At 70.0% G+C, this 19,108-nt stretch carries 9 protein-coding genes; 6 read left to right on the forward strand and 3 right to left on the reverse strand.

The features are described 5' to 3' along the window. Positions 1-565 precede the first annotated feature (565 nt). Positions 566-2,167, reverse strand: coding sequence for an ankyrin repeat domain-containing protein (locus AB0I88_RS33615; protein ID WP_361034045.1), 1,602 nt, complete (start codon positions 2,165-2,167; stop codon positions 566-568). A gap of 870 nt (positions 2,168-3,037) precedes the next feature. On the opposite strand from AB0I88_RS33615, the gene AB0I88_RS33620 reads away from it, so the two are divergent. Next, complete coding sequence (locus tag AB0I88_RS33620) at positions 3,038-6,712, forward strand: LamG-like jellyroll fold domain-containing protein (RefSeq protein WP_361034048.1); 3,675 nt, start codon at positions 3,038-3,040, stop codon at positions 6,710-6,712. A gap of 43 nt (positions 6,713-6,755) precedes the next feature. On the opposite strand, the gene AB0I88_RS33625 is transcribed toward AB0I88_RS33620, so the two are convergent. Continuing rightward, complete coding sequence (locus AB0I88_RS33625; protein WP_361034051.1) at positions 6,756-7,973, reverse strand: hypothetical protein; 1,218 nt, start codon at positions 7,971-7,973, stop codon at positions 6,756-6,758. A gap of 50 nt (positions 7,974-8,023) precedes the next feature. Next, positions 8,024-14,308, reverse strand: a complete 6,285-nt coding sequence (locus tag AB0I88_RS33630; protein ID WP_361034054.1) for an RHS repeat-associated core domain-containing protein — start codon at positions 14,306-14,308, stop codon at positions 8,024-8,026. A gap of 761 nt (positions 14,309-15,069) precedes the next feature. On the opposite strand from AB0I88_RS33630, the gene AB0I88_RS33635 reads away from it, so the two are divergent. The 5 genes from AB0I88_RS33635 (at position 15,070) to AB0I88_RS33655 (ending at position 19,017) form a co-directional block, all read left to right on the forward strand. Then, on the forward strand, positions 15,070-15,381 hold the full coding sequence (locus tag AB0I88_RS33635) for a type VII secretion target (protein ID WP_361034057.1): 312 nt from the start codon (positions 15,070-15,072) through the stop codon (positions 15,379-15,381). Further along, on the forward strand, positions 15,378-16,535 hold the full coding sequence (locus AB0I88_RS33640) for a WXG100 family type VII secretion target (RefSeq protein WP_361034060.1): 1,158 nt from the start codon (positions 15,378-15,380) through the stop codon (positions 16,533-16,535). The genes AB0I88_RS33635 and AB0I88_RS33640 overlap by 4 nt, the downstream gene beginning before the upstream one ends. Next, positions 16,535-16,852 (forward strand): hypothetical protein, encoded by a 318-nt coding sequence (locus AB0I88_RS33645; RefSeq protein ID WP_361034063.1) that lies wholly within the window; start codon positions 16,535-16,537, stop codon positions 16,850-16,852. The genes AB0I88_RS33640 and AB0I88_RS33645 overlap by 1 nt, the downstream gene beginning before the upstream one ends. Positions 16,853-17,146: 294 nt before the next feature. Then, positions 17,147-17,647 carry a hypothetical protein gene (locus tag AB0I88_RS33650; protein ID WP_361034066.1) on the forward strand — a complete coding sequence of 167 codons (501 nt, stop codon included), beginning with the start codon at positions 17,147-17,149 and terminating at the stop codon, positions 17,645-17,647. Beyond that, positions 17,647-19,017 (forward strand): hypothetical protein, encoded by a 1,371-nt coding sequence (locus AB0I88_RS33655; protein ID WP_361034069.1) that lies wholly within the window; start codon positions 17,647-17,649, stop codon positions 19,015-19,017. Before AB0I88_RS33650 ends, AB0I88_RS33655 begins: the two co-directional genes overlap by 1 nt. The last annotated feature ends 91 nt before the right edge of the window (positions 19,018-19,108 follow it).

A 19,108-nucleotide genomic window follows, 5' to 3' on the forward strand; every position in this document is an offset into this window, starting at 1 on the left:
TCAAACGGATGCAGTACCGGCCCACCCTCGCCTTCGGGTTCCTCGCCACCAGCGGACTGGCACCACCCTGACCCTGACCCCAAAAGCTCAGTAAAGGATAGGAGGTATGCCACGTTGAATGGCAGGCTCGTCCTTCTGCTCATTCTGGCGGCCGGGGCGGTAGCAGTCGCATTCGGAATACTGGTCATGGATCTCCCTTGGCCAGTGGCGCTGCTGATCGCTGGAGCGCCGTCGATCGCCATGGGTGCCACACGGCTCGTAAAGGGCAAGGGAAGCAATGGGGCACCCACAGATTAGCTGCGTTTCGGGCGGCCGGAGTGGTGCTGGTCGTCGCAACGTAAGGTCGGAGGTCAATCGGAAGGGACTGCATCACACCTTCCGATTTGCTCGATCTCTCGGCGTTTGGACCCGCGATCAGGTACTCGTAGAACCACCTTGATCAACTCGCCTTGACCATTGGACTTCGGGTAGCGGGCGGCCGGGGACGCCGTGCCGTTGTTGACGGCGGTCGGATCGACGTAGTGGCGCACCAGGTGCCGCGCTCGCCGGGCAGTCCCGTGGCCGATCACGCTCGCCCACGGAGGTAGTCGGCGGCGACCTGGAAATCGGGTTCCACCTCCTGCTCGTAGTCCTCCGCCAACTGAAAATGATCTTCCAAGCGGCCGAGCACCGTCTCGCCGTACTGGTTCGGGGTGTGCAGGTCAGCGCCCGCGTCGACCAACGCGATGATCAGGTCGGCCGGCCAGCGGTGGACGACGGCCAGGTAGAGCGCGGTGCTGCCCTCCACGTCCTTGGCGTTCACATCCACGCCCGCGGCCAGTAGGCGGGGCAACAACCGGGCATGGTCGAAGGACCGCGCCCGGTGGATCAGCGTGCGCCCGCGGCCGTCGCGCAGGTGCGGGTTCAGGCCGGCGTCGAGCATCTCCCACAGCACCCGGGTACCGCCGTGGGTTATCCGCTGCCACAGGTCATCGCGATGGGCGTGCAGCTTCTTCGGTAACCGGCCCCGGGCTCCGGTCCACGTCTGCTCGACGGCGAAACACCCGGTGACCGTGCCGCCGAGAGCGCGCAGGGTTCGCTCCCGCTGTTGTTCGGCTTCGCTGTGCTCCGGCAGGTCGAGCCGGCCGTCACGCATCTTGATCTCGTGCCAGACCCCGCGGCAACGTACCCGGAACCGGTCGCTCGCTGGGGTGGCCGCCGCCGGCGGCGCTGCCGTTGCTGCAGACGGGAACAGGGCGAGACGCACGAGCGGATGCAGATCAGCGGGCGTACTCAGGCCATGCCAGACGAGGTCGAGATCGGGCGAGAACCTGGCCAGGCTGAGCGACAGGCGCGGAAGCGCTCGATCAACCGGGTGGTTCGCCAGGCCGCCTCGCATGGTGACTCGCACGTCCTCGCCGTCCGCATCGACGCTCAGATAGCACCAGTAGCCGAACGGCACCGCCCACTTCGTCCCCCGTTGCCGGGCAGCGAGCCAGCGAATCTCGTACCGTAAGCGAAGCAGGTCGATGCTTGTCAGATCGTCATACAGCTCGGAGGACCGCCAGGTGTCCTCAGCGCTGACGGAGATCCCGGCCACCGCCAGCGCTTCAGCCGGGCCGAGTGCCGACCTCGCTCGTTCGGCCCGTGCGGGTTCGTCGGTGCCCATGCCGAAGCTGTGCGGCGGCAGCGGGTCACCGGCCGAGGTGAACCAGGGCAGCCGGTCAGCGCTGCCTCCCACCGCGGCACGAAACTGCGCTGCATGACGGGCGTCCCAGAGGTATGCCGGCACCGGGTGGGACCATTGGTGGTCGATGTCAGCGTCGTCCATCGCCCGCAGAGTGAGCCGCTGAGACCCGTCCCGCGAGATCGGCGACTCGACCACCAGCGTCGTCGGGTCATCACCGGCCGGCCGGTCCGGGATGAGCAGGTAGCGCCGCCGCCGGGCCAGTGTGGTGAACCCACCGGCCTCGCGAGGCAGGTGCCAGCGCAGCAGGTCGGGCGCGAATCCGGCCAGCTGGTCCTCGACCTGAGCCATGACCGCGTCGCCGATCGCCACGTCGACCCGGCCGGCCGCGCAGGCGGCCCGCCAGTCGCCGCGCTCGCGTGCCTCCGCGCATTCATCGATCATCCGCTGCGGTACGGCGTAGCGGCGGATCCGCTGCCACTCCCGCCACGCGCCGCTCACCGGTTCGCGCTCACGGCGGTGTCGACTTCCTTGTTCTGTGAGGTGGCCGATGCCGTGGCCTGCCCACGCATCCGCCACGAACCCCGCCCGGGGTGTTCAGGAGACCGCGGGCGAGATTCTTCGGCGTGGCAATCGGTTGGGCCGCGGCCGAACCCCTCATCGGGACTGATGGTCGCCGGGTACCGGATGCACATGTCGGCCTTCCCGTGCGGGTGCGAAGGCGGCGAAGCCGACCGGATTCGAACCGGCGTCCTCCTGTTCGACGCACGAGGTGCGACGTAGGACTCCGCCGCGCGGAAGCATACGTGAGCCCACCGACATTTCGGCTGGCTCATCCAGCGCCACCGCGAGGCACGAACGGTCCCGTGGCTGTCGCGGTGCGTAACTGTTTGAAAGATTGGATTCCGGACGTCCGGGAGTGGTGTTACGGCGTGGTCGAATCGTCTGCTTGCATGATCCCGGAATCCCGACCACGGCGTCGGGCTCGGCTGAGGGGATGGCGGCGAGGGGACACCCGCTCGTCGCCGGACATGGTGCCCACGCTGTTCGGAGGCCGTCTTCAGCGATGGTGGGGAGCGCCGCCACGATGAAATCGCGCTGTTCGGGGGCGTGCGGTGCGGCGCTGCTTTCAACCGGCGATCGGGTGGCGAGCAGGTGGGGTCGAACGGGGCAGCGCCCACCACCGTTCGCAGTGCGCGAACCATGCAGTTGACGGTTCCTCAGGTCCGCCTCGTGCGTGATGATCAGTATCGCGCGTCAGTCTGTCGCCACCCGGAACCGAAGCTTCCGATTTTGATATAGGCGCTCACCGAAGTCCCGCCCTCGACCGTTACAGTGCACTCCATCAATATGCAAGATCACGGAGGGCACATGGGTAGGGCCTCAGTGCGCCGGTACCTCACCGGCTCAGGCACTGGTAGACGATTCATCTCCGCGGGCACCGTCACGGTCGTCTCCGCGTTCGCCTTGGTGGCACCGTCGGCGATGCCCGGGCCTGCGGCGGCCGCCCCGGCTGTGGCGCCGGACGCGGCCCCGGATGAAGGCGCCGCGGTCGCCGCCGCCCGCCGGCACGGCAAGCGGGTCGAAGCTCTGTCAGAGCGTACCGAGTTCACCCAGGTCTTCGCCGAGCCGTCCGGCCAGCTGACCTACGAGTCGGCCGCGGTACCGCAGCGGGTCCGCCGCTCCAACGGCTCCTGGGCCGACATCGACGTCGAACTGGCCCGCGGCAAGGACGGCCTGCTGCGCCCCGCCGCCACCCTGGCCGATGTGCGGTTCTCCGCCGGCGGCTCGGGTCCGCTGGTGAAACTCACCCGCGACGGCCAGGACCTGACCATGTCCTGGCCCCTGGGCGTCCTGCCCGCACCGCAGGTGTCCGCGGACTCCGCCACCTACGCCGAAGTCCTGCCCGGCACCGATCTGGTGCTGCGCGCGACCCGTACCGGATTCACCCACGTGCTTGTGGTCAAGAACGCGCAGGCCGCGGCCAATCCGGCGATCCGCGAGCTGCGCTTCGACCTCGGCGGCGACGTCAAGACCGAGCGCCTGCCGGACGGCTCGCTGCGGGCCACCGCCGGCGGCAAGTTGATCGCCCTCGCCGAGGCGCCGGCGATGTGGGACTCCAGCACCGCGGCCGACAAGCCGGCGGAGCCGACCGCCCGCAGCACTGCCGGGCAGCCCGACACCCGCAGCAACACCGTTTCCTCGCACGCCGGACCCGGCGACGCCGCCATGACCGCGAGGCTGGGCACCGAGATCGACGCACGCGGTGACCTGGTGCTGCGACCCGACCCGGCACTGCTGGGCACGGCCGCGAAGTTCCCGGTCTTCATCGACCCGGAGTGGAGCACCGGCAAATCGCGGTGGGCCTACGCCACCGACAACAACAGCAACAACACCGACACCTCGGTGGCCCGCGTCGGCGCCGACCCGGACAGCGGCAAGGTGTACCGCTCGTACTTCGAGTTCCCCACCACGGCGATCAAGTACAAGCACGTCGAGTCGGCCTACGTGCAGATGAAGCTCGACCACTCGTACTCGTGCGACGACACGTGGACGCACATGTACCACGCCGGAGCCATCACCACCCCGCGCACCGCCTGGAAGACCACGCTGGGCGGGCGGGTCGCGGTCGCCGCCTCGCACGCCAACGAGGGCAGCGGCTGCAGCGACTCGCCGCAGCCGGACATGTGGGTGAACTTCACCGGCACCGACGTCACGAACCTGGTCAACAGCCACGCCGGCAAGGGCGGCACAGCCCTGACCTTCGCGTTCAGCGCGAAGAACCCGGAAGGCGAGTACGAGACCGACAAGACCCGCTGGAAGAAGTTCTTCCCGGCCAACGCGAAACTCATCACCAACGTCGACGCCAAGCCCGGCAAACCCTCCGGCCTGCAGATCAACGGAGTCGCCTGCACCACCGGCGCGGTGACCATCGGCACCACCAAACCGTCCTTCTCCGCGATCATGCCGGACGCCGACGGCACCACCCAGACCGTCAGGGCGACCTGGGAACTCACCGACGCGCCGGTGGGCCAGGCGTTCACCGTCAAACCCGGACCCGGCACCACCTCGGTGACCGCGAACACCCGCGCCACCAGCGCCGCACTGACCACCGCGCTGACCGGCGGCCGGCGCTACGCGTTCCGCGTCTACGGCACCGACCCGGCGCCGTACAGCATCAACAGCCCGTGGTCGGACTACTGCTTCTTCTACGTCGACACCACGGTGCCGCAGGTGTCGGTCACCCCCGTCACCCTGCCCACCGGCCCCGGCAAGCCGGGAACCTTCACCATCACCTCGACGCACACCGACGTCACCAAGTTCAAGTACGGCTGGACAGAGGCGGTGACCTCCGAGGTGGCCGCCACGACCGTCACCGGTGTCACGGGCAAGCAGGCCACGGTCAGAGTGACCGCACCCAAGTACGGCATCGCCGTTCTCCACGTGCAGGCCATCGACGCCACCAACAACAAGGGGTACGGCTCGCATGAGTTCACCGTGCCCCGCCCGTCGCCGGCCCTGGCCCAGTGGAAGCTGGAGACCTCCCCGGGCGTCGACCAGGTCGCCGCGCTCGCCGACAATCAGCCCGCACTCGCCGGTGACACCCCGGTCACCGCGTCCGGGATCACCTGGGCCGACAAGGGCCGGGTGATCGGCGTACGAAACGTCGAGTTCGCCGGCACCGGCTTCCTGACCGCACCGAACCTGATCAACACCACCAAGAGCTTCTCGGTGGCGACCTGGGCGAAACTGGACAACCTCAACACCCACCAGAACCTGATCTCGCAGGACGGCACGAACACGGCGAACTTCCAGCTGATGTTCCGGGTCGACGACCGCAACGGTGACGGGGTCGCCGACAAGTCATGGTGCTTCGGTTTCCGTGCCAGCGACACCGCGTCGCTCAACTACACGCCGGCCTGTCTTGTCAACGCCGTGACCGCCGGCCGCTGGACGCACGTGGCCGGCAGCTACGACGAGACCACCAAGAAGGTCGGCCTCTGGATCGACGGCGCGCTCAAAGCCGAGGTCGACGCACCGTCGGCATGGGCCTCCGGCGGGGTGCTGCGGATGGGCAACAGCAAGCTCAACACCACCACCTACACCGACTGGCTGCACGGCAGCGTCGCCGACGCCCAGGTGTTCGACCGGGCCCTGGTCGCCAACGACTTCAGCGGCAAGCTTTCGTCCGAGGCCGACTCGGGTGGCTTCGACGAGCCCGGCATCATCGCGCCGATCCAGGTCGGCAGCTGGGATTTCGAGACCGCCGTGCCCTGCTACGAGACCGGCGCGGCCGACATGTGCGAGGCACCTGACGTCGGCACCGGCTGGAACCGGCGCCTGGCGCTCAACGAGGGCACCTGGATCGGCGGCGGCTACGGCAGCGTGTACGGCCTGGAGTTCGACGACCAGCACTACGCCGACGACCCGACCGACCCGAAGTACCAGAAGTGGACTCGCGAGTACGGCGTCGCCCAGCGCAACACGGCAGCCGCCGGATCGCCCGCGCAGTGGCAGAACGGGCCCGTCCTGCGTACCGACCAGTCGTTCACCGTCTCGGTCTGGGTGCAACCCGCGAAGCTGGACACCACGATGACCGCGGTGGCGCAGAGGGGCACCTACCAGTCGCCGTTCTACCTGCAGACCCGCAAGTCGACGGTGAACAGCGTGGCCGGGATGCGCTTCGAGGTGATGACCGTCAGCGCGGACGCCACCGAGAACGAGGCCTACACCCACCTCATCGCGCCCACCCTGCTCACCGCGCAGGACACCAACGACTGGTTCCACCTGACGTACGTCTACGTCGCGTCGAGCAGCACGCCGCAGCGGCTCTACGTCAACGGTGACCTCGCGGCCACCGGGACCGGCACGCTGTGGAACGCCGGCGGGCAGCTGACCGTCGGCGGCGCCTGGTGGTCGGGTGAGCCCACCACCGGCGGCTACGTCGACCAGTGGTACGGCGGAATCGATCGGTTGCAGATCTACCAGGGTTACATGACCAGCGGTCAGGTGGCCAAGCTCCACGAGGAGCAGGCGGTCGTATGACGCATCGGGCCGGGACCGCCACCACGGCGGCCCCGGCCCGATGTCAGGCCCGGATCCAGGCGGGCAGATCCTCCGGAAGCCCGCAGTGCTTCAGCAACGTCTGGACCGCCGGGCCGTCATTCCAGACCCGGGCGTACGCGAAGGCGCGCACCGCCGTCTGCTGCATCCCGTTCAGCCTGGCGAAGGTGGTGCCCGCCGGGAGCCCGCCGTCCGGGAACGCGGCGTCCAGCATCGCCGGCACCAGCATCCCCCGGTCGGCATCCGGCGGCGTCTCCCGCAGCCGCACCGCCAGAACGTCCACCCGCTCCGGTGCCACCGACGCGTCGAGACGGCCCACCGTCAGCGCCGCCAGCCCGGACATGTCGCCATCGAGGAACGGCCAGTTCAGCACCGGTTCGACCGCCTCGACCAGGCACGCGTACACCTGCTCCAGCACCGCCCGCTGCGGCCGGCGCACGATCCACGCCACCGCCAGCGCGGCCGCCCACTGTTCGGCGACCGTGGCACCGGCGCGCCGCTGCTCCAACGCGTCGATCAACTCACTGTCGGCCGCCGTCGCCCCGGCCAGGGCCGTGGCCACCGCCGCGGCTGACGCGATCACCGGATCCGCGTCGGAGCGGACCAACCGGGTCAGCGCCGGCACCACCGTGTCGCGCGCCTCCGGGAAGAACGCGAGCAGATGCGTGGTGTGCAACCGCACCGCCGGGTCAGCGGAATCCAGCGCGGCCACGAACACCGCGACCCCGGTGCGGACCGCGTCATAGGCTGTCGCGTCCCACTGCGCGGCGTCGCGATCGGCCTCGAAATCGGTGAACATCCCCCGCGTCTCGCGTGCCCGCCGCTCCTGTTCGGTGTCGGCGGCGGCCACCCAGGCCGCGTGCTCCGCCTCCAGCTCGGACAGCGAAAGCCGGGCCCGGCGGGCAGCCTCGTCGCGCTGCACCGCCGGATCCGGCAGTTCGGTGAGCCAGTACCGCTCGTCGCCGATCGCGATCATCCGCAACAGCTGGACGGCGGCGAACCGGTCCGGGGCAGCCACATCGGCGACCACGTCGATCAGGAACGGCACCGCCGCGGCACTGGCCGGGAACCGGGAACCCTGATGCACCAGCCGTCGCACCAGGAACTGGTACGCCCGGCGGCGCAGATCCGCGTCGTCGGACCAGATCGCGTGCAGGGCGGCCGGCACGTCACTGGCGGCGCCGTGGGCGTCGAGCAGTGACGGCCAGTCGACGGCATTCACCACGGTCGTGCGCTCTGGCATGTCGGCCGTCCCCGAAGTCGCGAGTCTCCGTCTTCTGACGCTGCCTGAGGTTAGGCCATCGGCGCCGGTTCCGTGCAGGCAGGCGTGGGGATCGGCGCGATGCCGCAAGGCCCGTACCGCCACAGGAAGTACAGGTCCGCACCGAACCCGATGACACCCACCCCGCCAGCGATCTTGCCGCCCGCGCCGCCACCGCGAGGCGTGTTGCTGCGGCCACCACCGGACGGCGGTTTCGCGGTCCGGGACGACGGCATCTCGAACAGCGGCGCCTGCTTCGGCTTCATCGGCGCCCGTGGCTGGATGGAAGTCCCCTGCAGGTGCGCCGACGAGTTCTTGTCGCCGTACACCTCCATCTGCACCCCCGGCGCCTCCACCCACACCCGGATGCCGGTGCGTTCCACCGTCTTCTCCAGCATCGGCCGGCAACTCGGGCACGGCGAGCGGCCCTCCTCGTTCAGGATGATCCGCACCGTGTAGCCGGGCTTGAGCATCCCCTTGTCACCGAACCACTGCACCACCCGCGGCTCGACGTGCTGGTGGATCTGCCCGGTCTCGCCGGGCAGCATGCCACCACCGCTGCGGAAGTTGTCGTCCGAGGCGACCAGGCGGCCCTGCTCGTCGTAGACGGCCGCCGATCCGAAGATGGTGTCGTCGGTGAGCCCGTAACCGTAGATCGGCGAGTAGCCGCCGCTCTTCGGGATCTTCGTCACGGTCTTGCCGTAATGCTCCATCCACGAACCCTTCGGCGCGGTGACCCGGCTGGTCTTCGACGTGGAGGCCGGGATGTCCTCGACCACCCACTTGCCGTCGCGCTGCACCGAGCGCTGCCCGTACGACTCCAGGATCCGCCGCTCTTCGCGGTCGTTGTCCCCGACCAGCAGCGGCCGGCGTCCGTCCGGGTCCGACATCGACGCCGGCGAGTTGTTCGCGTACGAGTACGCGTTCCACTGCTGCGGATCGGCGAGATTCTGCTCCGGGTCGACCGAGATGAACCGGCCGAGCACCCCGTCGTACTCGCGGGCGCCGATGTGCACCAGGCCGGTCGGGTCGAGGTCGCCGCCGACGAAACCCTTCTGGTTCGGCCAGGCCGGACTCGTGCCGCGGGTCCCGCCGTACGGGGTCTGCCGCCGGATGCCGACCCGCTGCGTGGCCGCGTCGACCGAGACCTGCTGCGTCCCGTGGTGATCGCTGAACAGCCAGCTCAGCGTGCCGGCCGAGGTCCGCGACGCCACGGTCTTGCCGGCGAAGGTGTAGTAGCGGGTCGCCGACATGGTGGCCGACGTGCCGGTGCCGGTGCGCCGCACCTCCATACCGGGCAGATACAGCGAGGCGCCGGTGGCGTCACGCCGGATCAGCCGGGTGCCGTCCACGTCGTACACGTTGGCCTGGCGCAGCGTGCCGTTCTCGGTGACCGAGGACAACCGGCCCTCGGCATCCCACTGCAGGGTCTGCGCCGCACCGGAGCCCGGCCGGCTGGTCATGTTGCCGGCCACGTCGTAGCCGTACGACACCGTCGTACCGGTGGACGCGCCCGGTGCCGTGGTGGTCATCGAGGTCACCGCGTGCGGGCGCACCACACCGGCGCCGGAGGCCGGCACCGTGTACGAGCGCACGGTGTCACCGGCGGCGGTGTGCGAAACCTCCCTGGTCCGGTTGCCGACGCTGTCGATCGTCCAGTCCAGCCAGTACGGCGCCGGCCCGCCCACGGTCGCGGCCGACGGGGTGGCCGTCTTGCAGTCCACCGCCGTCGCCGGAGTCCAGGCGCCTGCCAGCCGCCGCAGCCGGTCGTGCTGGAAGCACTGGTAGTCCGCCGTCCCGACCACCGGGGTGTCGGCGATACCGATGATGTTGCCGATCGCGTCGTGCGCGTACTTACGCTGCGACACGCTGCCGGACGCGGTCTCCGGCTTCACCGTCACCGTGTCCACCCGGCGGGTGTACACGTCATACGACGTGGCCTGCTCGGTGTAGACGCCACCGGCGGTCTTCAACGTGGTGACCGTCGGCTCGCCGTACGACGAGTATTGCTGGCCGGTCACGTACGAGACGACCGAACTCCACGCGCTACCCAGCGTCTTCGGCAGACCGGACACGTCGTCGTAGCCGATCGTGACCTGCTCGTCGGCGAGTCCGCCACCGGCCGGGAAGCTGATGCTGGTCGGTGCCCCGGTGTACGGCGAATACCCATACCCGAAGACGTACGTGCCGGCGAGCTTCTCCTCCGACGCCGGGATCACATAGTTCACCCCGGTGGGCAGATACCTGTCGTTGAAGCCGCGTGCCTGCCACTTGTAGGCGTCCGTGCCGACGTACCGGATCTTCTGAGTGACCTGCCCGCGCACCGTGACACCGGTGTAGAGCTTGTCGTGGATCCACTCCACCAACTTGGTCGGGGTGGTGCCGGCCTGCGAGATCGCCGTCCTGCGGCCCAGTGCGTCGTAGCTGTACAGCAACGTCTGGCCGCGGTTGTCGGTGGTCTCGGTCAGCTCGTTGAACTCGTTGTACTTCGAGGTGGTCAGACCCTTGTCCGGGTCCCGTGACTCGATCTCCCGGCCCTTGACATCGTACTTACGCGCCCACTGGTTACCGGCCGTGTCGGTCATCGTGACCAACTTGTCGCGGTGGTCGTAGGTGTACTTCGTCGCCTGGTAAGCCCCGGACGCGCCCGCCGCGGTGGTGTGCTCACGCAACTCCACCGTGCGCCCGTGCACGTCCTCCACCCTGGTCGTCACCGTCCCACCGGCCGGTGGCACCGTGATCGTGCGGTCACCCTCGTCGATCGTGGTGGTCCGCCACCGCTCGACGATGTTGGTCACCCCGTCACCGGACAGGAAGACACTGTTGGTGACCCGGTTGGCCCGGTCATACAGGGTGCGCGTCTGCGACGGCACCGACCACTCCGGTTCCCACCACAACGTCCCGGACGGCTCACCCGGTTCGGCGTGCGCGCCGTACACCAACTCAGTGCGGCCGTGCGCGTCGTAGCGGGTGTCGGTGACCACCCGGCCGCCGCCCACCGCGGCGGCCTGTGTCTGCCGCGGCCGCAGGAACCCGTCGAGGATCTCGTACGTCGTCAGGTAGTTGCCGTTCGCGCTCAACGACTCCGTCTTGGTGTACGGGTACGCCGACCGGTTCGCCGAGTACACGTAGCTGTACCGCTCCTGCGGCTTCTCCGGGTAGGTCGCCCGCGACCAGCCTGGACCCCACACCGCGAGGTTGCGGCCCAACGCGTCGTACGTCGTCTCGGTGATCTTTCCGTTGGGGTCGGTCACCTTCGTCGGCGTACCCCAGTAGGGGCTCTGCTCGGTGGTGGTGACCCAGCCCAGCGGGCTGGTGCTGGTGACCTTGGTGATCGGCCCGGCTCCGGTGGAGTAGGCCACCGTCGTGGTGTTGCCCTTGAGATCGGTCTTGCTGGTCTCGCGGCCGAACGCGTCGTGAACGGTCTTGCTGATCGTCTGCCAGACCGTGCCGCCACCCGCGGTCCAGTCCTTCAAACCGTCGACCCGGGTCGCGTCGCCGTACACCGGGGCGGTCGCAGCGTCACTCGCCCCGTCGTAGAACGTCACGGAGTCCGAAACCAGGTGATCCGGGCTGGTCGGCGCGGTGCCACAGGGCAAGGCCGTGGTGGTGATCCGCCGTGGCATGTTGACGATGTGCTTGGCGGTGTTGCGGTTGTACGTGGTGGTGACGCACTTCTCGTCGCCGCTGACCGCGGTGTCGCCGTTGTCCTGCGTGCTGACGAGCGTGCCGTACGTGTCGTCGAACGTGCTCTGGCTGCTGGTCGTCTGCCAGCCGCGCGCCCCGTCGACACCCAGCGCCGTGGCCTGATAGCTGGCCTTCGTCCCGGCGAAACGGGCGGTGACCGTGTCACCGTTGATGGTGCGCGAGGCGGTCGGTGTCGAACGCCACGGCACGAAGACGGTCCTGCTGACCGGTTTGTCCGCGGTGCCGTTGTAGACGACCTGCTCACGCTTCATGCCGGCGAACTGGTCCTCGTCGTACACCGTCTCCGAGCCGAGCGAAGCCGGTACCGTCACACTGCGGGTCCCGCCGGACGGCGCCAGCTTGTCGCCGTGCATCCCGCGCAGATAGGTCGTCCGGGTCAGCGTCTTGTCCGTGTCACCGACCTGCACCTCGACCGTGCCGTAACCGCGGTACTGGCTCCACGTCTTGTACTTGGGCTTGCTCAGCCCGTCGTCGTCGGCGTAATGCCAGGCCGGCGACCCGACATAGGTGTAGTAGGTGTTCTTCGTCGGCGCCTGGTGCCCGTCGGCCAGCTGCACATCGGTTTCGGTGACCTGCCGCACCACGTACTTGTGCCACCACTCGGTGATGTCCAGGTCCGAGTCGTACGGGTCGGGCCCCTTCACCGGGTAGCAGAGGCGGGTGTTGTTGTGCGGTGACTCCGGCAGATCCGTGGCCGTGCACTGCGGCAACGAGTAGGTGATCTGGATCAGCGCGCCGGTCTCGGTGCGGATCGCGGCCAGCCGCTGCCAGTTGTTCGTGGTGTTGGTCTGCGTCAGCACCCGGTTCGGCATCGCGACCGGGTCGAAGGTGACCGGCGGCTCCGCGATCGCCGTCCCGGCCAGGCCGGTGTGCACGATCGAGGCCAGCCACAGCCCGGCCTTCTGTCCGTCACCCGGCGACGGGAAACTGTGCGTCAACGTCCACGACTCGACGTCCTGCCAGGCCGGGGTGGTCTTGGTGGTGTCCCACACCCGGCTGGTGACCTTGGCCAGCCGCTTGGTCGACCAGAATGTCGGCGTGTAGTCGTTACAGGTGGTGGCGTCGGACTTGCACTCCTGGTCCCACGGCACGTCCGGCCATCGTGACCCGGTGTGCTCCGAACAGTCGGACAGGCACCGGTCCGCGGCGGTGAACACGACCTGACCGGTCGCCGACACCGAACGGTCCGCGCTGCCGCGGTCCCAGGTGCCGTAGTCGATGCGCGCCAGCGCGCCACCCCGCACGTACGAGACGTTCTTCGAGTCGGTGACCTCGGCCGCGTACTGGTTGGTCTCCCTGGTGTACCAGTACGACATGGTGTTGCCGCGCGGGTCCACGACGTAGTCCAGGTTCCAGCGCCACGCCTGCGTGCAGTCCGAGTCCGTGAACGCCGACGCGTGGCACGGCTCGCCGCTGTGGTTGCCGTAGACCGGAGCGGTCCACGCCGAGTTGGTCGCCGCCGACTGGCCGGGCAGGTCGTCGCGCCCGAAGTAGTACTGCGTGCCATCGGTCGTGGTGACCCGCCAGTGCTCGCCGTCGTTGTCGCCGTTGTCGCCACCGGTCAGCCGCTCGATCTTCGAACCGTCCTCGGACCGGCTGTGCCAGCCCTTGCCCGACTCGTAGACCAGCTCGCTGCTCGATCCGTTCAGCGACAGCACCGCGTTGTGCGAGCGCCAGCACAGGTCACCGGTCTGCGCCGGGTTGTTCGGCGAGTCGGCCTTGTCCATGGTGCATGGAACGTAGCGGCGCTCGATGAACCCCGGCCAGAAGTCGAAACCCTCACCGATCCAGCCCGGCTGGTTGTTCGTCGCCGACGAACGCCCGTCCACGCTCGACGACGAGTACGACAGCCCGACCTTCGGCGTCAAACCGCCGGCGACCTGCGGCGCGTCCATCGGATACGACCAGGTGAACGCGCCGGACGAGTCACCCGCCGTCCACGACGACGACGGCGCCAGATCGGTCGCCGAGTAGTCACCGTCACTGCCCGACGGCGCGGCCGCCAACGCGACGAGCGTACGGGCCGCGACCTGCACCTCAGCCGAGACGACAGCGCCGGACGCATCGTGGCTCGACGGCAACGCGGCGGCCGCGCACCGCGGCTGCTCCGGGGTGCTCAGCGCGCACTCCGGCAGGCTCCACAACCGCAGCCGCGACGCCCACTCGGCGCCGTACGCGTGTTTGAAAGCGGAGTAGTCCATCCGCACCACGGCCCGGCCGCCCGATTTGCCGGCCGGCGCGGCGAGCCGCGTGACAAGTCCGTCGCGCCACCTGTCCGGTACCGCGGCGCGGTCCAGCAGGTCGACCGACACCGCCGACAACCGGTCGCCGGCCGCGCCCGGGGCCCTGCCCACCGACACCGGCAGGCCACCGGCCCGGCGCACCGCCGCACGGTCGGCGCGGGCTGCCGTGGCCGCCTTGGCCGGCAGGTCGATGCTGGCCGACCCGGCCTTCGGCCAGACCGGTGCCGGGGCGTCGAACTGCCGCACCGGGGCCGGTTTGAAGCCGACCCCGCGGACCTCGCCGCCGTCCTTGTCGAGCTTCTCGACCTGTCCCTGCAGTGGCTGCGGCCGCGGGGCCGCAACGGCGGCCGGCGTCGCGGTCAACATCGGCGCGATGAGTACGCCCGCAAGACCTGCCGCCAGTGCCGCACGTGCACCCCATCTGCGAGGCCCGCGCCTGACCGATTCTCTGATCATCAAGATTTCCCGTGTCGGAGGGCAGACGAAATCTGGACGAACGCGGACCCACGAGGAACGGCGCTCACCCAGAAGATCATCTATTCGACCGGCACTTTAGACCATCGATACCCGTCTCCGGAACGGGTCATCGCTCTATTCGCATGCGTCACCGGGAATTCGGCTTTGTGCCCGACGAGAATGTCATCCGTGCTGTTCAGACGCCTGCTCGTACTCGTGGAGGATGCCGCAGAAGGCGACCGGCCCCGACTGCGGGGCCGGGACATGGCTGCGGGTCACGATGCCGGGCGCAGCACCGTATCCGGGCGTACCGGCGACATCGGCCGATGCAGACTCGCTCGCGGCGGCACACCGAGCGGCGCGGCCGGACATGCCCGATCAGCCGATTCGGACCGGACCCGCTGCCCACCGAGCCGGCGCTGCGACACCACGAGCCGGCAGCCGTAGAGCGAGGATCTCGGCGTCCCTGCCGCGATCGTTCTCCGGCGACAGCCGCAGACCTCCGACCAGCACGGCCGGAAGGGTTCGGCCACCCGGGTGGCTCATCGAGGGCTTCTTTTGTACGGGTGAGCTGGGAGGACGGTAGTTATCCACAGGTTTTCGAGGGGCGTTGAAGCGGGCGTGCGGGACATCTAGCTTCCTTTATGTCATCTGTTCGGGATGGGGGAGCTGTGGTCGACCGGGGAAACGACGCGGTGTCGGTGACGCCCGCGGATCTGATCAGCCACGCCGGGCACATCGGTGTGATCGCCGACGTGCTCGGTGACGTGGGGCAGGCGTCCGAGGCGGTGCGGCTGGGCACTCACGCGTACGGGGAGTTGTGCGCCCTTGTCCCGGGAATGCTGGGCGGGCTGCACGATGCCCTCGCCGACGGAATCCGGGTGGCCGAGGAGTCGCTGCTCGGATCGGCCGCGCGGGTGCGCGCCACCGGTGAGCGTTACGTGGCCGCCGACGTGGCCGCCGCCCGGCGGGCCGGGTCGTGAGTGACGGCACGCTCGTCGCCGAGCGGGTCGATCAGCCGCCCGATCACTGGTCCGGTGTGTGGATCGTCGAGGACATCGAGATGATCGCCGACGGCGTCCGCAACCGGGACTGGGTGGAGGGCGGCCTCGGCGGGGTCAGCGCCGGCCTCGACGCGCTGGCCCTGGCCTCCGACCCGGTCGGCGTGCTGCTGCAGTACGGCGTCTCCTGGATCATCGAACACGTCGAGCCACTGCGGGAGACTCTCGACCAGCTCGCCGGCGACCCGGCGCAGATCACGGCCTATGCGCAGACCTGGCGCAACATCGCCGAAGCGCTGGAGGAGGAGGCCGGCCGTCTCGACCACGCGGTCCGGGGTGACGTGGCGGAGTGGGGCGGCGCCGCCGGCGAGGCGTACCGTGCGACCGCCCGGGAGCAGCACGGCACGCTCATCGCTCTGGCCGGTGCGTCCGGCACGATGGCCGCGCTCACCGAGGGCGCCGGCATGCTCGTCGCGGGGGTTCGTGAGCTGGTCCGGGACGCGATCGCCACCCTGATCTCCCGGCTGGCCGTCTACGCCGCCGAGGTGGCCGCCACCTTCGGTGCCGCCACCCCGCTGGTCGTCGAGCAGGTCGGCACGACGGTCGCCAGCTGGGCCGCGCGGATCGCCCGCTGGGTGCACGACCTCATCGCCAGCCTGCGCAACCTCCTACCGAAGGTGCGGCGGCTCGACGACCTGATCGAGGAGCTGCGCTCGCTCAACCGGCAGCCGGACGGCGGCGCCGGCCCGCCCTCCGGGAAGGACGGCGAGGACGAGGAGAAACGGGTCCACGACCTCGGCGTCGACCCGGCCGCCGCCAAGTACCGGCCGGGCGAGTCGGAGAGCGCCCGGCGGATCGAGGAGGAGACCGGTGTCCGGCTCACCCGGGCCGAGCAGGGCAAGCCCTACGATTGGGTCGACGGCGACGGGGTGTCGTATGACGCGGTCGGCAACTTCGACGGCGTCCACTTCGAGCGACAGTGGCCGCAGCTGCAGTTCCAGATCGAACGGCATCTGGACAAGGCCGACCTGGTGCCGGTCGACGTGTCGAGGTTCACGCCGGAGCAGACGGCCCGGGTGGAGCAGTTCATCGAGCAGCGGGGCCTGGGCCCGCGCGTCTTCGTGGTGGGGAAGTGATGGCGGGTCTACTGGTGCTGAGACCGGATCTGGACTGGAACGTCAGCGGCGGCCTGTTCTACTGGACCGTCGAGTTCCTCGCCGACCGGATGTCCGACCCGGAGGCGGCCGCCTACCTGCGGGAGATCTCCGACGAGAATCTGGGATCGCTGTGGCTCTCCGAGCTGTCCCCTTCCGCGCGCGCCGAGGCCGTCGAGCTGCTGCGGGACCATCTGGTCGACGCCGCGGACCGGGAGCTGCCCGGTGGGAAGGGCAAGACGGCCGTCCTGGGTCTGCTGCGCGAGCTGGCCGACATGGCACGCCGGCTCGGTCAGTGACGGTTCCACGACGGTGGCAGTTCCAGGCTGACCTGGGCGGTGCCCGCAGTGCGCCGGTCGGGATGTGGAGCGGCGGGCGGCCGAGAGCCCGCATCAGCGTCACCGTGTGCGGCCGAGCAGGAGCAGGTGCTGGACCACCGGCCGCTCGCGGCCACCGTCTGCCCGGGCATCGCCCCCAATCCGGATGAGGTGCATCTCCGAAGCCGCGGCAAAACCCGTCCTGACCTCGACGGATGCGGTTTTGTCGTACCCGTGGGATAGAACTTCCGCACCTGTTTCGGAGGAGGTCTGGTTGTGACCAACGGGGGTGCCACCTATGAGCGGCGCAGCGCTGCGCCCGTCATCCCGCCCGCCCGGCCGCGCAAGCTGGCCAAGGCGCCGTTCGTGGAGCTGGCCGACGGCCGGCTGCAGGGAGTGGTGTCCAGCGGGTCGGATGTCGAGCGCGTCTACGTCTCGTCCATCACCGCCGGCGACCACGGCCTGAGTTGCAACACCAACAACAACCGGCCCTGCGGCGGCCTCTCCGGCGGCTCCCGCGCCTGCAACCACCTGCGCGTTCTCGCCGACGCCGCCGTCGCTCAGTACGGTTTGGCGCGGGTCGCCCGCTATCTCAAGGTGACGCTGCCGGAGGATTCCGGGGATCTCTGGGCCGGGCTGCACACCACGACCGCGCCCAACCGGGCCGCCGAGGTGTTCAGCGGTTTCCTGCGCCACCTGGCGTATCTGGAGGTGCCGTCGACCACCGAGCCGCTGCCCGAGCTCGAGTGGTTCCCGGCCGCCGGGGCGGTGCGCTGATGCTCGCCGACGCCCTGCGGGCCGACCCGGCCGGCCTCACCGATGCGCTCGGTCTCGTCGACGGCCTCGACGACGCCCTGGTGCACGGCCTCGCCCGGCTCGACGAGGAGCGGGCCGCCGCGTGCGAGTCCTTCGCCGCCGTGTTCACCGGTTCGCCGCTCGCCGACCGGGTCGCCGACTCACTCGGCAAGATCGTCGCCGGCGCCGTCACCGACGAGCACCTGGCCGTCCTGGCCGGGGCCCGCGCCGTCGTGCTCGGCGCCGCGCACGACGCGCTGCTCGGCGGGCTCGACAAGGCGCTCGGCCGGTCCCGCGAGCCGTGGACCGTCCCGGGTGAGCCGGAGCGGCCCGGCGGCCTGCTCGCCGGTGGCCGGTCCTGGCTGCGGGAGCTGGCCATCGCCGGCTGGCGCGGGGTCGACCACGAGCTCGCCGCCGGCGGCGCTCAGGCCGTGCAGGCGCTGCTCGCCGACCCTGCCACCCGCCGGCTCGCCGTCCTGCTCGACGGGTTCGCCGCCGAGCTGCGCGGCGCCGCGCCGGTGGCCACCCTGGACCGGATCCCGGTGCGCCGCTGGGCCGACCTGTGGACCCGGTCGCTGCTACTGTCCCAGGACGGGTTCCCCGGACAGCCGGTCACCCCGGCCGACGGCCGTTTCCTGCTTCTCGGCGCCGACCTGCACGAACATCCCACGGTCTTCCAGGTCCGGGCGCACGGCCTGCTGGAGACGCCCGGCGGTGACGTGCGGCTGGTGCGGGCGAGTGTCGCCGCTGCCAAGGTCGACACGATCAGCGGTCCGTCCGCGTGGCGGATGCTCGCCGCGTTCCCGGTGTTCCTGGCCGCCCTGGCCGGGCACCGCGTGGTCGAGATCTCCGGCATGCCGCTCACACCGGCCGGCGATCTGATCTGGGACGAGTCACGGGCGGTCGCGGGTGAGCCGGCCGACCCGTTCGCGACTGCCCGGGTGCGGCTCGGCGGGGCCGTCGCACCGCCGGCACCCCCGCTGGACCGGCATCCGGCCGCCATCGCCGAGCCGGTCCTGCTGGAGGGCTACACGGCCGGCGCCGAGTCGTTCGAGCTGCCCGGCGGCGTCACCCTCGCCGTCGACCTGGACCGGCTGCCGGAGGCCGGGCCGCTGACCCCCGCGCTGGTCGCCGCCTCGACCGCCTGCCTGGGCCTGCTCCGGTGGGATGCCGGCCGGTGGGCGGTGCAGCCGCTCGCGGTTCAGGCGTTGGTTCGCAAGAAGCCGGTCATCGCGCACACCGCCGACTGGGCCCTCGGCCCCACCGAGCCCAAGGCGGCGAAGGCCGAGGCGGCCGCCGGCACGGCGGTCGACGTCCTGCGCGAGCGCGCGGGAAGGCTGCTGCGGAAATGAGCGAGCTTGCGAGCGAATCGGTCAGCTCAGGTTTGTACTCATGCTGGCGCCGGAGCGAAGCGGAGGTGACGGCATGAGCGAGCTTGCGAGC

The sequence above is a fragment of the Actinoplanes sp. NPDC049802 genome (assembly GCF_040656595.1).
Classification (GTDB): domain Bacteria; phylum Actinomycetota; class Actinomycetes; order Mycobacteriales; family Micromonosporaceae; genus Actinoplanes.